This window comes from Chamaesiphon polymorphus CCALA 037 (genome assembly GCF_003003845.1).
GTDB classification, from domain to species: Bacteria; Cyanobacteriota; Cyanobacteriia; order Cyanobacteriales; family Chamaesiphonaceae; genus Chamaesiphon; species Chamaesiphon polymorphus.
This window is the reverse complement of sequence record NZ_PVWO01000006.1, coordinates 23,197-37,987: the sequence shown is the minus strand read 5'-3', so window position 1 is coordinate 37,987 and position 14,791 is coordinate 23,197. Positions and strand designations below refer to the sequence as shown.

General features: G+C 46.2%; 17 protein-coding genes. 8 read left to right on the top strand and 9 right to left on the bottom strand.

The genetic code is table 11. The features are described 5' to 3' along the window. Positions 1-85 precede the first annotated feature (85 nt). The 3 genes from C7B77_RS01045 to C7B77_RS01035 form a co-directional block, all read right to left on the bottom strand. Positions 86-1,507, bottom strand: coding sequence for a HAMP domain-containing sensor histidine kinase (locus C7B77_RS01045; protein ID WP_106299459.1), 1,422 nt, complete (start codon positions 1,505-1,507; stop codon positions 86-88). Between the two features lie 139 nt (positions 1,508-1,646). Next, positions 1,647-2,033 (bottom strand): helix-turn-helix domain-containing protein, encoded by a 387-nt coding sequence (locus C7B77_RS01040; protein WP_245893972.1) that lies wholly within the window; start codon positions 2,031-2,033, stop codon positions 1,647-1,649. Further along, the gene (locus C7B77_RS01035) at positions 2,030-2,254 is read right to left on the bottom strand and encodes a hypothetical protein (protein WP_106299463.1); all 225 of its coding nucleotides are present in this window, start codon (positions 2,252-2,254) and stop codon (positions 2,030-2,032) included. The genes C7B77_RS01040 and C7B77_RS01035 overlap by 4 nt, the downstream gene beginning before the upstream one ends. Before the next feature lie 180 nt (positions 2,255-2,434). Here C7B77_RS01035 and C7B77_RS01030 point away from each other — a divergent pair, with 180 nt between their 5' ends. From C7B77_RS01030 to C7B77_RS30950, 7 genes are all read left to right on the top strand, one after another. Further along, entirely contained in the window at positions 2,435-3,484 is a 1,050-nt protein-coding gene (locus tag C7B77_RS01030; protein ID WP_106299458.1) for a DMT family transporter, read from the top strand. Positions 3,485-3,655: 171 nt separating this feature from the next. After that, a complete protein-coding gene (locus C7B77_RS01020; protein WP_106299456.1) occupies positions 3,656-4,252 on the top strand; it encodes a thioredoxin family protein in 597 nt (198 codons plus the stop codon). Then, positions 4,249-4,941, top strand: a complete 693-nt coding sequence (locus tag C7B77_RS01015; protein ID WP_106299455.1) for a cytochrome c biogenesis CcdA family protein — start codon at positions 4,249-4,251, stop codon at positions 4,939-4,941. The genes C7B77_RS01020 and C7B77_RS01015 overlap by 4 nt, the downstream gene beginning before the upstream one ends. A 221-nt stretch (positions 4,942-5,162) precedes the next feature. After that, positions 5,163-5,675, top strand: coding sequence for a cytochrome b/b6 domain-containing protein (locus tag C7B77_RS01005; RefSeq protein ID WP_106299454.1), 513 nt, complete (start codon positions 5,163-5,165; stop codon positions 5,673-5,675). 70 nt (positions 5,676-5,745) lie between these two features. Then, positions 5,746-6,465 carry a molybdopterin-dependent oxidoreductase gene (locus tag C7B77_RS01000; protein WP_106299453.1) on the top strand — a complete coding sequence of 240 codons (720 nt, stop codon included), beginning with the start codon at positions 5,746-5,748 and terminating at the stop codon, positions 6,463-6,465. A 90-nt stretch (positions 6,466-6,555) separates the two neighbouring features. After that, positions 6,556-7,278 (top strand): peptide-methionine (S)-S-oxide reductase MsrA, encoded by a 723-nt coding sequence (gene msrA / locus C7B77_RS00995; protein ID WP_106299452.1) that lies wholly within the window; start codon positions 6,556-6,558, stop codon positions 7,276-7,278. A 184-nt stretch (positions 7,279-7,462) separates the two neighbouring features. After that, on the top strand, positions 7,463-8,083 hold the full coding sequence (locus C7B77_RS30950; protein WP_245893970.1) for a DM13 domain-containing protein: 621 nt from the start codon (positions 7,463-7,465) through the stop codon (positions 8,081-8,083). Between the two features lie 22 nt (positions 8,084-8,105). On the opposite strand, the gene C7B77_RS00980 is transcribed toward C7B77_RS30950, so the two are convergent. From C7B77_RS00980 to C7B77_RS29520, 5 genes are all read right to left on the bottom strand, one after another. After that, positions 8,106-8,288 carry a hypothetical protein gene (locus C7B77_RS00980; protein ID WP_106299451.1) on the bottom strand — a complete coding sequence of 61 codons (183 nt, stop codon included), beginning with the start codon at positions 8,286-8,288 and terminating at the stop codon, positions 8,106-8,108. A 99-nt stretch (positions 8,289-8,387) separates the two neighbouring features. Beyond that, a complete protein-coding gene (locus tag C7B77_RS00975) occupies positions 8,388-9,653 on the bottom strand; it encodes a glycosyltransferase (RefSeq protein WP_106299450.1) in 1,266 nt (421 codons plus the stop codon). Positions 9,654-9,977: 324 nt separating this feature from the next. Further along, entirely contained in the window at positions 9,978-10,277 is a 300-nt protein-coding gene (locus C7B77_RS00970) for a DUF6464 family protein (protein WP_106299449.1), read from the bottom strand. Positions 10,278-10,453: 176 nt separating this feature from the next. Beyond that, positions 10,454-11,701 (bottom strand): 4-hydroxy-3-methylbut-2-enyl diphosphate reductase, encoded by a 1,248-nt coding sequence (locus C7B77_RS00965; protein ID WP_106299448.1) that lies wholly within the window; start codon positions 11,699-11,701, stop codon positions 10,454-10,456. A 36-nt stretch (positions 11,702-11,737) separates the two neighbouring features. Next, positions 11,738-11,893 carry a hypothetical protein gene (locus tag C7B77_RS29520; protein WP_181243660.1) on the bottom strand — a complete coding sequence of 52 codons (156 nt, stop codon included), beginning with the start codon at positions 11,891-11,893 and terminating at the stop codon, positions 11,738-11,740. A gap of 295 nt (positions 11,894-12,188) precedes the next feature. On the opposite strand from C7B77_RS29520, the gene C7B77_RS00960 reads away from it, so the two are divergent. Further along, positions 12,189-13,577: an aromatic ring-hydroxylating dioxygenase subunit alpha gene (locus C7B77_RS00960; protein WP_106299447.1), complete on the top strand. Its 1,389-nt coding sequence runs from the start codon at positions 12,189-12,191 to the stop codon at positions 13,575-13,577. A 161-nt stretch (positions 13,578-13,738) separates the two neighbouring features. Here C7B77_RS00960 and C7B77_RS00955 read toward each other — a convergent pair whose 3' ends face one another. After that, positions 13,739-14,566 (bottom strand): helix-turn-helix domain-containing protein, encoded by an 828-nt coding sequence (locus tag C7B77_RS00955; RefSeq protein ID WP_106299446.1) that lies wholly within the window; start codon positions 14,564-14,566, stop codon positions 13,739-13,741. Positions 14,567-14,791 lie beyond the last annotated feature (225 nt).

Sequence of the window (14,791 nt, the reverse complement as noted above, 5' to 3'; positions counted from 1 at the left end):
CTTCAACGGGGGGTCTGGGGGAAGCCTCCCCCAGCTCCGGGTTCTTTAGCACCAGTAAATTAAGACCAAGCACTCGCCCGAATTTTCATTTCGGAAACACGATCGAAAACTCGCTACCTTCACCTAACGTCGATCGCACCATAATCTTACCGCCCATTCCTTCTACCAACGTTTTGGAGATCGCCAACCCCAATCCATATCCGCCAGTAGTGCGCGCGCGATCTTCATCCACTCGATAAAAGCGATCGAAAATCCGCCCTAGATCTTGCAGCGGAATCCCGATGCCGCGATCGCGGACGCGAATGATTGCCTGTTTATTGATTTGTTCGACAATTAATTCGATCGGTTGTGCCGCTTCAGAATATTTAATCGCATTATCTAAGAGATTGATTAACACCTGTTTCAATCGATCGCGATCGACCATCGCTTCAACATTGACTTTTGCGGCAACTCGAACGGTTCGATCTCCAAATTCTCCAGTCAGATCGGCCACTTCCGATACCAAATCGTTTAATAATACAGGTGCTAGATGATAGCGTGTATAACCACTATCAGCCCGTGCTAAATCTAATAAATCCTGAAGTAATTTGATAGTGCGATCTGCTTCGGCACCTGCCGTTGCTAAAGCTTCGCGTTGATAATCGTTGAGGTTATTACTCCGCCGTAATAGGCTCTGTAAATAACCCGATACTACCGTTAAGGGCGTGCGTAACTCATGGGAAATATTGCCGATAAATTGCCGCTGTTGTTCCCACGCATCCCCCAGCCGCGATAGCATCATGTTGAAAGTTTGGGCTAATTCCTTAACTTCAGTCGGTGCATTATTGAGTTGCAATTGGGAATTATTCAGATCTGCTGCGGAGATTGCCCCCGCCATCCGGCTCATTTCCTGCAAGGGTTGGAGCGATCGCCGAATTCGCATCGCGATCGCCAGGATCGTAGCCAGAGTTGCTAAAATGCAAACAGCAGTTAGACCTTGAATCGCCGCAATTAATTGATGTTGTTCTGCGGTGATATCCTGTGCCATGTACACCTTCCCCAGCGGCTTGTTTTTCACCGCTACGTCCCCACGATACAAGATCTTATATCGATCGCCAACCCGATATACCTGGGGTTTGAGGGGCATCTCGCCACTCGACATCAATTCATCAGTTACCTCGCTGGATTTGGCAAGAGTCATCGTGCCATCAGTACTCTTGAACCAAATTGACAACCCTGGCACCGAGACATTATCGATCGTTTTTTGTAGCCCCTCTGCAACTGGTAGCATGTCACTATAGAGTTCGACATCGCGCGGAAATCGATTGGCAATATACTCGACTTTCTGGGTATGAGTTGTGATTAAAAGCTGTTGCATTTTCCAACTCGTCCACGCGGCAACGCTGCTCAAGCCGAGAATTGATAGCAGAGAGATTTCGAGCGTCAGTCGAAATTGGAGCGAATCCGGATCGAGATGCCGCTGTCTGAGTTGGCGGAACGTCTCCTTAAGTTTAGCGATCGGTTTCATTGAAAAATCCTGTGGAGCCGTTCCTGCAAGCAATTCGAGCCTTGTATTTATTCACTGTAATCTAAAGACTTGCGATCGACATGAGGCGACCCTAATAGCAAGATTAATTTTTGCTGAGAAAGACAGCATCTTAAACTTATTAGCCTTCAACCAGCTCGATCTTAATCCGTTTGCCTAGAACGCTAGCTGCTTTACCAAGGGTATTGAGAGTAACTGAGGTATTAGTTGGATCGAGGAGCCTGTCAACTGCGGCGCGGCTAGTACCCATTGCTTTAGCTACGCTGGTTTTAGTCATTTGCTTGGAGGTAATTTCTTGCTGAAGCTGCCAAGCGATGACTCTTTTAATGGCAATTTCATTAGCTTCGGTTAGCAAATCTTCTGCTTCCAAGTAATCATCAAAAGCCGAGCCGATCTGGGGATTAGAACTTTTCATGGATCGATCGACTATATTGACGATTTTTGGGTTTGGAGCTGGACGCATCAACTCTGAAAAAATATTGGTATCGAGTAAATATTTTAGACTCATAGATTTATTTCACGCCCTGGCGACCGATCTCTCAAGTCAGCAAAGTCCTCATCATTAAAAGAGATTCCTTCTCGTTCCAGTGTTGCTCTCAGTTTCTGGAATCCATCCCAGAACTTTTTACCCCGCTGTTCTTCTCGCTGTTGTCGGATTAACTCAATGAGGTTGTCTTGCTCCTCGACAGATAAGGCTCGAACGCGATCGACGATTTCTTGAAAAACCATCATCTTAGCTCCTTAAATTTCCCTATACGATCTGTATTGTACCAAAAACGATACGGATTGGTGCTCCGCGAACGGGCTATTCGGAATCATTAATCGTTTTCTCAGGGGAAACTCAGGTTGTGAGTTTAAACTCGGTCTATACCTGCATCCGATCGTCGATGCCGTTATTCCCCCGTACTCATGATGCCTACATTCCCCCAACAATTGACAAACTTAACCTCCCGCATCCCTGGCTACATCTATTTGTGGCTGGCAATCCCGATCTTTGGTTCTTCCAGTGCCCTCACGCGGAAAATTACCGAAATCGGTGCCCAGCATTTCGTAGATGGGCACAATCCGATTTCTTACTGTAATGTCCTATTTACCGGAAATCTTTGTGCGTTGCTGGTGTTAGTCGCAATCCACCGCCACCAGTGGAGCCGGAATACTTGGCGGCAAATATCGGGGCGGGAATGGATGGGTTTGGTTATCGTAGCGATCTTAGCGGGCGCACTGGCTCCAGGCTTGATTTTTCAAGCATTGTCATTAACTCCCGTGACGAATGTGTTGCTGCTCGGTCGATTGGAGCCGCCATTGACACTGGCATTATCGATCTGGCTGTTGCGGGAACGGCTGAATCGTTGGGAAGTGCTGGGATCGATCGTTGCTTTTACTGGGGTGGTACTGACAATCGTGCTGCAAACCGATACTCCAGTGGATGGATTTCAGGTTGGAGTCGGGGAATTAATGGCGGTGTCGGGGGCGATCTTTTTATCCATTGCGACGATCGTTGCTAAAAAGTACCTTACTCAGGTGCCATTAGGCATTCATAATACCGTGCGAACGGGATTGGGCACGATCGTGTATTTTGGATTGGCGTTATGGATGTATGGTTTCGACCATTTTATGGGCGTGCTGTCGCCGTTTCTGTGGCAATGGATGTTGTTATACGGGACGGTTATTGTCGTCATCGGCCAATCATTATGGAATATTGGCTTTCGGAATTCATCGATCGCCACTGCCTCACTAGTTAGTTCTTTTGCGCCGATCGTCGGTATTTTAGCAGCCTATTTAATTTTGGGCGAAGTCCCAACCGAAGCTCAATATATCGGGGGAATTGTAATTTTGCTAGGTCTGTTTTTAGGCCAAGTGGGGATGAGAGCTAAAACCGATCGACTCAAAAGTATCGGTGTTAACTCGATCGAAACAGAACAAGAAATTGAAGGGAAAATGGGGTTTCGAGGGATCTGATACCTGTAAAACTCAGCAACCTCGCCCTCACCCCCAACCCCTCTCCCAAGCTTGGGAGAGGGGAGCCAGAGCCGGAGGCGATGGCAGGGAGAGGGCGACAGGATATTACTAGCAATAAGAAGCCTGTTTGAATCAAAGGATTGGCGCAAACATTCATTAATTAACAAAATTATGCCTTTATCATTACCACGCCGAAAATTGTTAACTTATCTAGGACTAGGCACACTCGGCTGGCAAATAGCGAACTTTGCGAGTCTCTCATCTGCATCCCGCATTATTGCGCCTGAATCTAAGATTATTGAACCTGAAACTATTACCGCAGCCGCAAATCGATTACCAGAATTTCAAGGCATCAGTGAGTGGCTGAATTCAGCATCACTCATAACGACCAAAGATTTACTCGGCAAAGTTGTCTTAGTTCAAATTTGGACGCTAGGTTGTATCAATTGTCAACGAACATTGCCTTACATTACCAGTTGGCATAAAAAATATGCCGATCGAGGCTTACAAACGATCGGGATTCACACGCCAGAATTTGCCTTCGAGCGCGATGTTAAAAATATTCGTCGGGCGATGACTAAATACGGTATTACCTATCCAGTTGGTGTAGATAATAACTTTCAAACTTGGAAGGCATATAAAAATGAATATTGGCCGCATTTATTTTTAGCCGATCGTCAGGGCATCGTTCGTTACGACCATATTGGCGAAGGAGCCTACGCCGAAACTGAGGCGAAAATTCGGCAATTATTGGGACAATCGGCATGAATGAAATCTCGCTCCTCACCTTCGGTTTCGCCCTCGGTGGGGGATTCTTAACCATTCTCTCGCCTTGCGTCTTGCCTGTTATCCCATTAGTATTGGGTCGATCGTTTGCATCCCATCGACTCGGCCCTGTGATGCTGGTATTAGGCTTGGTTAGTGGTTTTGTGGCGATCGGAAGTTTGTTGGGGGTAGCTAGTTCTTGGTTTGTCGGTTTTGCCAATTTGTTGCGGAATGTGGCGGTGGGGCTACTATTCGGACTTGGCGTACTGGCAATCTTTCCTGCGTTGAGTTACTGGGTGATGAGTTATGTGCGATTCGGTAAAGCTTGGGAACCCAAGGCTCCAGGCTTATGGAGCGAATTTTGGATCGGCACTCAATTGGGACTCCTCTGGACACCCTGCGCGGGGCCAGCATTGGGCAGTATTTTAGTCTTCGCAGCCGTCAAACATGAGGTTTTGGGTGCGCTGGCATTATTGACTGTCTACGGCTTGGGGGCGGGAATTCCGTTGCTGGCGATCGCCTATAGCAGTCGTCACATCACGAATTCTTCGCGGCGATTGTTACCTTATACGGGGGCATTTCAACGCATTGGTGGGATATTAATGGCAGGAACGGCGATCGCAATTTTATTAGGTTGGGATGTGGAACTGCAACTTTGGTTGGCTCCTTTGTTTCCCAAACTTCCCCTTTGATTAAGGAATAACGAGATATTTACTATGAATAATAAACAACCAAAAAAGTCTCCACCCATTCCACCACAGACGCAGTTCGTTAAAATTCTTCACGGGTTAATTATTATCAGTCTATTTATCATGATTACTAGTACTGAGCGGCATAAGTAAGGCTAGTATTTAATCCTCACTCCCAACTCCCAACTCCTCACTCCCAACTTTCCCAAATAGTAGGTTTATTTATGCCGGAGACTACTAGTGGCTTGCAGATCTACAATGCCACGCCAGTATTTGGTGGCAAAGACGGTTGGACATTTCCGAAATGGGCGACTTTAGGCGGTTGGTTGGCTGGGGGAAGAAATTGGCACTTTGCAGCAATGTGGGTATATGCTTTTACCTTACTAATTTATGGCATTTATATCTTTCTTACCCAGCGATGGAAAAGAAAGTTTTTTTCTGGACAAGATCTCAAAGCATTACAAGTCGGACAAAATTCCAAGCGACGGACATATTCTTGGCACCGATTGATATATACCGGAATTATCCCAGTATTAATCCTGGCAATCTTTTCAGGATTGGCGATGTATAAACCCGCTCAATTACATTGGCTAGCTGGGCTATTTATAAATTGGGATATTTTACGCATAGTACATTTTTTGACTGTACCAATTTCTCTATTATTTGTCTTGGTACATATCATCATGGGCATTAGAGCTGGTGGTTTGAGATTGACTCGATCGATGTTCCAACCCTAGAACATTATATTTAACTATCCACTATCCACTATTCACTATTCACTATTCACTATTCACTATTCACTCTCCAATGAATCACATTAAACTTCCAAATTATCTCACTCGTCGGCAAGCTATTCAACTACTGGGAATGTCAAGCATCGGTTATCTACTAAGCAGTTGTAGCAGCGAATTGACTACTAAAGTCGGTGAAATATCAGAACCATTAAATCAGTCATTTGGCGAACTACTCATCAAAAAGCAATTGCTCATTCCAGAGTTTTCCAAAAGTGCGATCGATCCCAAAGCATTACTAATCAATAGTTATGAAGGTACTCCCGAAATTGACCCCGACAAATATCGCTTAACTGTTGATGGCGAAGTAAAATTTCCGATCGAACTGAAGTTAGCAGCCTTAAAACAAATCCCGCCAGCCTCAATAGTGATGCAACACGTTTGTGTCGAAGGTTGGGCAGCAATAGTCCAGTGGGGAGGGGTTCGCTTGCGCGATCTCGCCAAAATGGTACAGCCGCAAGATAGTGTTAAATATGTCTTATTTGAATCGGCAGATAAATATACCGAAAGTTGGGATCTAGCCTCGGCGATCCACCCGCAAACCCTGTTAGCTTACCAAATGAATGGAGAGCCGCTCCCCGACGATAATGGTGCTCCCCTCCGTCTAGCTACGCCGATTAAATTGGGTTATAAACTATCAAAATGGGTGACAAAAGTTACCTTCACCAGTCAAATTCCCAAGGGCGGTAAAGGTTACTGGGAAGAACAAGGATATGAATGGTTTGGGGGTATTTAGAGAGCCTAAATTAGATCTCGATCGCAACGATCGTTTCTCCGTCAATTAAAAGTTAAATTCATACCATCTAAACTCGATCGTTTCTCCACTATGTCAAACAAATATCGCTTTTTATTTAGCCTCTCGATCGTGTCACTAATCGCAGTTGCTTGTAGCGTTCCACACACGATTTTGTCTAGCCCTCCTGCTGATTCTACTCCCACATTGGCAGCAGGTATGAAAATCGATCCACCAGTCGATATTCCCGAACATAGAGCCAAAGGCGAACAAACGATCGTCTTAGCTGGGGGCTGTTTTTGGGGTGTAGAAGCAGTATTTGAGAAGCTCACAGGTGTTTCTAATGTTGTTTCTGGGTACTCTGGCGGAACTGCGAAAACTGCTAACTATGATGCGGTCAGTCGTGGCAGAACAGATCATGCAGAAGCTGTCAAAATCACCTACGATCCTCAGAAAATTTCTCTCGGAAAACTCCTAAAAGTTTACTTTTTAATCGCTCACGATCCGACGCAGGTAAATCGTCAAGAACCAGACATTGGTACTCAATATCGATCGGCGATCTTTTTTGCTAATTCCGATCAACAAAAAGTAGCGAAAGCTTATATAGATCGACTCGATCGATCTCGTGTTTTCCCCAAGCTAATTGCAACTAAAGTAGTGCCGTTGACTAAGTTCTATGCGGCAGAAGATTACCATCAGAATTTCATCGATCGCAATCCTACTCAAGCCTATGTCGTAAGATTCGATCTACCGAAGCTCGCACAACTGCGCCAGCAATTTCCCAATCTGATTAAAAAAGTTAGAGTTTTAAATTAACTTAACGTAAGAGTAATCTGAGAAATTGCTGAGATTAGCATAATAAAGCTCTCAGAATAAATTTAGGCAATTTTAGGGTTTAGTTCAGACAGGTTTCAGTTTAATTCGAGATACTGTAAATTGTCGAACACATTTAGTTCGCTCGAACACATTTTATCGATCGACAATCGATCGGGAGTAATCCATGAAATCAGCTTCTCTATTCGCAAGTGTCAACTATGCCAAAAACTGGAAAGTCTTAGCTCTCATCACTGGACTCATTCTGGCTACTACTCTCACTTCTTGCTCGACTACACCAACTGCAACCCCTGACGCGATGCAACAAGGTGATGCGATGAAAGGCGACGCGATGAAGGGCGACGCGATGAAAGATAAAGGTGGTGCGATGAAAGGCGATGCCATGAAAGATAAAGGCGATGCCATGAAGGGCGATGCCATGAAAGGCGTGGCAGCAACTATCAAATCCGGTACATTCGTTCGTGGCGAACATGCAACCAGAGGTGGTGCCAAAATCGTGACCAAAAACGGTCGATCTTTTCTCCAACTAGATTCAGCATTCAAAACTTCCAGCCAAGGGCCAGATTTGGTAGTTATTTTACATCGTTCTGGTAATGTTATCGGTTCGACCCAAGCACCCAATTATGCACTAAAAAGCGGTGACTATGTAGTTCTGTCTCGCCTGAAAAAATTTAGTGGTGCCCAAACTTATGCCATTCCTGCCAATATCAACCTCGCAAATTATCGCTCTGCCGCGATCTGGTGTCGCAAGTTTAATGCTACTTTTGGAGCTGCTGCATTGGGCTAAAACTGATGTAATTATAGCCCAGTCATAGTCTGTTGGCGATCCGAACGTAAAATTCAAGGTTACCTCTTGCTCGTTCGATCGTCCAAGGGATCGATCGTTTAGACGAAGCATTATACGCTCTACTCGATCGCAGTACTGACACAAACTGAATCCGATCGAGAAACAGCCCAATTTCGCCAGCTCCTGGTCGATTATTATGCAGCATAGAACATTCCCGATCGCCAGCCTTAGAGTTTCGATTTGCTGGAAGTCTTCATCCACTAGATAGATTTTCTCGATCGCATTTCTCAATCGTAAATCGGGTTTAATTATTTCTGCCATTTAGCTGCCGCTCGATTTCATCACATGCCATCTTGACACCTTTCTCTGCTTGGATAATACCGCTAATTTCGATCGCTTTAGTTGCATAACTAGAATTATGCAATAACCGATCCAATTTCTTGGCGACTCGCGCCGCTGTATACTGCTTGCGAGGAATCGTCAGAGAAGTTCCTAATCGTTGAACTCGTGCTGCATTATCGGGTTGGTCGTGACTGTAAGGCATAATTAGGGTTGGACGACCCGATCGCAAGCCTTGAGCCGTCGTCCCAATCCCGCCCTGATGGACGAGCGCACATGCACGCGGAAAGATTTTAGAGTACGGTGCGTAGTCAAACGCCACCATGTTTGTGGGTAAATTTGCAGGAGGCGGATTCTTGCCCACGAGCAGCACAGCACGGCGATCGAGTATTTTGGCAGCTTTGACACTTTCTGTATAAAAATCTCCCGCAGAGAGCACAGCCGCCGAGCCGAGCGTAAAGACAAGCGGTGGCTCGCCACTGTCTAAAAATTGGTTGAGATCGGGTGCCAATCCTCGATCCCGATCGCCATCATAAAATGGAAATCCCGTGACAACGGTATTTGCTGCCCAATCTGGCTGAGGGGAGCCGATGACTGAAGAAAATAGTGCCAGTACCAAATAAGGCGAAAACTTATCATCGACAATGGGATTGCCAACCGCTGCCAAACCAAGTTCCTGTCGAAGTTGGCGCACTGGTTCTCCCCAATCGCGAGTGATAAACTTGACAAAATTTACTACCAATCGATTTACCCCCGCACCCAATCCGCGTAATTTGACTAAAGCGGGAAAGGGTGGCAGTACAAAAGGATCGTAGGCAGACAAGAAGGCACCTGGAGCTAAGGCGCAAAATGCCCACCGCAGGTTGAGGATTTCAGCTACTAGGGGAGCTGCATAGACAAGTTCGTGCGAGACGATAAAATCGGCATTTTGGCAGGCAGCCAGCAGATCTGTATAAGTATCGCGAAAACTAGCTAACAGATAATCGCGGATAACTCGCTCGGTTCCTTTCTGGAGATCCATCATCAATGCCAGCATCTGCGGATCGTCCACGGCAATATGGTCTGGACGGATGGAATGAAACTCAAATCCTAGCGACTCAATTCTAGTGCGATAGTCTTTGATGGTCGCAAACACGATATCATGTCCGCGATCTCTTAGCCCTAAACCGATCGCGATAAATGGATGCAGATCGCCTAGCGATCCGGTGGTGGTTAGCACGATTCGGCTCATAGTTCACTTAGCCATTCACAATACGATCGTCGATCGTATTCGATAATATGATTTTAATTCATAGAAACCGAGTCTGAGTCTTGACTGGCAAGCGATTAGATAAAGGTTCGATCGACATAGCACCATCGCCACTCTTCCCCTGGCTCTATCGATTCGGCAGAGTCGATGCTACGCGAACGGACGATGGGATGTTCGCTAGATCGAGTATCGATGGGAGATCGAGCTAAAATATAAAAATTCCCGCTGCGATCGAGTTAAGTGTAACCATCGCACAGCGGGAAAGATGATAAATTGCTCGGTCGATCGCGATCGAGCGAAGGACTGTTAATCTTCCTTTTTGTGGTAGTGACGACAATCTTGACATAGCCCATCTGGATTCACAGCACAGCGAATGTATGGAGATCTGGCATTGTAACTGCAACTTAAATCGCCAATTACATACCCGACTCCTTCAATGTATTGCTCTTCAGGATCTCGATTTACTCGCTTGTAGAATCGTCGATTGGAGCTAGGCTCCGTCATCGTCAGCCGCCGACTGCGCGCGCGCAACCGCTGACAATAGCTCAACCACCAAGTCACCACCAAGATAATAACCGCAAAAATCGCTAATAGTGTGTGGAGCACCAATCGCACCTCAATTCATAATTAATATCATAACCTGCTAATTTAGAGAGAAAACAGTACTTTTATTAAAGATTAAGATAATCTAGAAAAATTTTAGTCTTTTTTCACTTTTGTCAGGGAGTCTTAACTTTTAAAGATTACTGACTCCTGAGTTTCAATTGGTATGAACGGACACATTAAGCGATCGGGTGACCAGTAGTAGTAGCTCCGCTTTTAGTCGCAAATATCCGCTCGATCGCCGCTTCGACTACTTTGTCTGGCGTAGAAGCACCCGATGTGACCCCAACGGTAATTTTGCCATCTGGGAGCCAATTTTTTGCGATTTCTAGATCTTTAAATAGCGGTTTGTGTTCGATTTGATTATCAGCCAAAATACGGATATCGCTATCGATATGATACGAAGGAATTTGATGTTCGATCGAGATTTCCTGGAGATGCGTGGTATTAGATGAATTGTAGCCACCGATGACGACCATCAGATCGAGTTTCTCATCTACTAGCTCGAACATGGCATCCTGACGCTCTTGGGTGGCATCACAGATTGTATTGAAGCTTTGGAAGTGTTCGTTTAATTCGGCAGTGCTATATTTTTTCATCATCGTCCGCTCGAACAATTTACCGATCGCTTCAGTTTCGGTTTTGAGCATAGTTGTCTGATTGGCAATGCCGACTTTTTCTAAATCGATATCCGGATCGAATCCAGCAGAACAAGCATTGCTGAATTTAGCTAAAAATTCGTTACGGCGTTGGATTTTCTCTTCAGGAGAATTGCCATTGTTTAAAATATAATCGGCAACATAATTCGCCTCTGCCATATTCAGCACGACTAAATACTTATTCGCAAAAGAACTAGTAGCAACAGTTTCTTCATGCTTATATTGACCGTGAATAATCGAAGTATAATCGATTTTTTTGTGCTTCTCGATCGTATTCCATACCTTAGACACCCACGGACAGGTAGTATCGACGATCGTACAACCCTTGTCATTAAGCAGTTGCATTTCTTGGACGCTAGCACCAAAAGCAGGTAAAATCACCACATCGCCCCGATCGATAAGAGCAAAATTTTTCACCCCATTCTCAACCTGAATAAAGTTCACATTCATCTCCCGCAACCGTTGATTGACAGAAGGATTATGAATGATTTCATTAGTAATCCAAATCCGTTCGGTGGGAAAGTGTTGGCGCGTCTCATACGCAATGGCAACAGCTCTTTCTACTCCCCAACAAAAGCCAAAAGATTTGGCTAGTTTAATCGTGACATCGCCGCGAGTTAAGGTATAGTTGCGATCGCGTATTTCTTGAATCAGATTGCTTTGATATTCAGATTCCAGCACGATAGCAACATCAGCCTGATGTCCGAATCCTTTGCGATGATAGTTATCTGATTGGTTGAGCGATCTTTTAAAAGCTTTGGTATCCATGGGTCGGTAACAGTGGCGAATGGCTCATTAATAGCATTATATCCAAGTGAGTCGATCGAGCCAGCAGTCTTCAGTATAAGTAAAGGTACTATCGTGTCGGGAGTTGGGAGTTGGGAGTTGGGAGTTGGGAGGTGAGAGTTGGGAGTCGGGTGTTTCGGGTGTTTCGGGTGTTTCGGGAGTGTGAAATATCACTCTAACTCGTGCATCACAGATAACTGACTGAAAGCACTAATGCGAAGCGCGATCCGATCCCCACAGATCGACCCTTACGCAGGGGAGTCTGAGGGGCGGCGTCCCGCACCTCAGCGGGGGGTCTGGGGGAAGCCTCCCCCAGATCCGGGTTCTTCTAGCACCAGTAAATCCCGAACAGCACCCATCCTCAACCCGAACTTGCCTCAAACCACGATCGATTGTTATCCTAAATGTAAACAAGTGTTAAGCGATCGAGAAGCCACCCCCAAGATTTGCTGAGGATTAAAGATCGACAATGACAACAGCAGTAATAGCAGCGCAAATGACCGCAGGTGGAGACGATCCTACCAGATTCGACCCGATCGAGTCCTGGTATCCCGTAGCCTATATTGAAGATCTAGATAAACTCACACCCACACCCTTTACATTACTCGATCGAGATTTAGTCATCTGGTGGGATACTCAAGCTAATGAATGGCGAGCATTTGACGATCGCTGCCCCCATCGTCTGGCAAGACTATCCGAAGGGAGAATTGCTGAAGATGGTTTATTAGAATGCCCGTATCACGGCTGGGCATTTACAGGTAATGGTACCTGCGATCGCATCCCCCAGCAATTACCCGACGCCAAAGCCGAAACCTCCCGCCGCGCCTGCGTCAAATCGCTACCCACCGCCGTCGAGCAAGGATTGCTCTTTATCTATGCCGGGACGCCAGCCAGAGCCGAGCAGACACCCATACCGTTAATTCCAGTACCGATGGTAGATGGGAAGCCCACAGATGGCTGGCTGGTGCTCAATACCTTCCGCGATTTGCCATATGACGCGCTCACCCTCCTCGAAAATGTCCTCGATCCGAGCCATTTGCCCTATACCCATCACGGTAGCGTCGGCAAGCGATCGAATGCTAGTCCGGTAGAATTAGAAGTAACCTCATCCGACAAATTAGGATTTACCGGAACTTGGGCGGATGGGCCGCGCAAAGGTACGCTAGGCAGACAGAATACCACTTTTATCGCCCCCTGTCTGATGTGGCACGAACTGAAATCCAAGCAATTTGGCGAGACGATTACAGTAGTTTATGCCACGCCGACGCGCAAAGGGCAATGTCGAATTTTTGCCAGATTTCCCTTCAAGTTTGCTAGCAAGGTTCCCGAATTTTTTATTAAAGCGACGCCCGCATGGTACTCGCATATAAATAATAATGCGATCTTAGAAGACGACCAAATTTTCTTGCACCATCAAGAACGTTATCTAGAACAAAGTGGTGGCAGTAATACTTTTAGTCAATCTTTTTATTTGCCTACTAAAGCCGACGCCTTCGTATTTGAATATCGGCAATGGTTGAATGATTATCGAGCCGATCCTTTCCCCGGACAAACTTTCAAACCAGCCTTAGATACCGAAAAATTACTCGATCGATATCACAGTCATACCGAACATTGTCACAGTTGCAGCACTGCATATAAAAATATCCAAACCGCCAAACGGGCGATCGTCATTATCGCGCTACTCGCTTGGCTAAGTACGACAGTTTTGGTACTGACTGGCGGTGAGAATGCCCTAGTTCCAGGCTTAATCTCGATCGGGATAGTGGCAGGTAGTTCGATCGGTTGGTGGGGCTTAAATCGCCTTCAAACCAAGCTAGAACGAGGCGATCGCACCCCCGCCCGCAACCGCAAGTAATTGTCCAAGTTGCTAGAAAAGGGGAAGGGGTCAGGGGTAAAGGGAAAAGGGTAAAGGGTAAAGGTAAAATGTTCGCTCCTTTGCCCTTTTCCCTCGATCCTTTTATCGATCGGGGCGAAGGAGTTGTGCTATAAAAAAGTGGTTGTCAAACAGAATTATGCTTAGAGGCGATCGCGATATTGTTTGGGGGTGCAGTGGGTGTGTTGGTGAAAAATACGGGTAAAATGACTTTGAGTTTGAAACCCGACTCGATGGGCGATCGCGATAATTGGTTGAGATGTGGTTTTTAACAGGATTTGCGATCGTGCGATCCGTAATTTGAGGATGTATTGATGCGGTGTGAGTCCGAACGTGCGGCGAAATACGGTAGCAAAGTGATGAACGCTCAGATCGACTACTCGACTCAATCGGGCTACTGTCAGTTCTTCACCTAAATGAGCGTCGATATAATCTTTAATGCGATCGGTATCTCGCGGCGATAATATGCCCCCGACAGGCGCGATCTTCGTCGTGCTGTAATTTTGGGCTAGATGTGCGGAAAGGGCAATTGACATGGAATCTGCATAGAGTCTGCCTTCTGCGCCGCTAGATTTCCACTCTCGATACAGTGCCAATCCCATCTGGACGATTAACGGATCTCGCACCTGGATCTGCGGTACCAATTGTTTGCCCGGAGCTAGAGTCTCAGTCTGTGCTGGATGCAAAAATAGTTCTAAGAGCAATACTTCAGACTCGATATAGACGTGTGGAAATAATTCTGTCTGGGGGACGATGGCGACATCGCCTGCTTGATAGTCCACGCATTGCCACCCATTGGCTGTTTTGTAGCTACAGCTAAAATTATCGAGCGCGATCGTTAGAAAATGAAAATCCATTGTCGCGGCGGGCATTTCCCCGCGCGGTTCCCGCTCTAAAATTAAATTCACCCCTTCCCAGCCGGATTCAAAGCTACTTGCGAGGTGGATGTGTTCGGGTTCGAGATCGGACATGGCTGTCGGCGGTGACGCTCGGTTAGCTTAATTTTTTGCCTCAAATTAGTCCGCGTAGGCGGACTTTGCATCACCAGCGGCGACTTCAGTCGCTGACGAACCCTGAAATTTAGAGTAGGGGCAATTCATGAAGCGGCGCATCGAACGGGAGGTTCCCTCCCGTTTGTGTGCGACAAGACATTGCCCCTACTCTAAATTTCAGGGCAAATAATACCCCAGATCGGT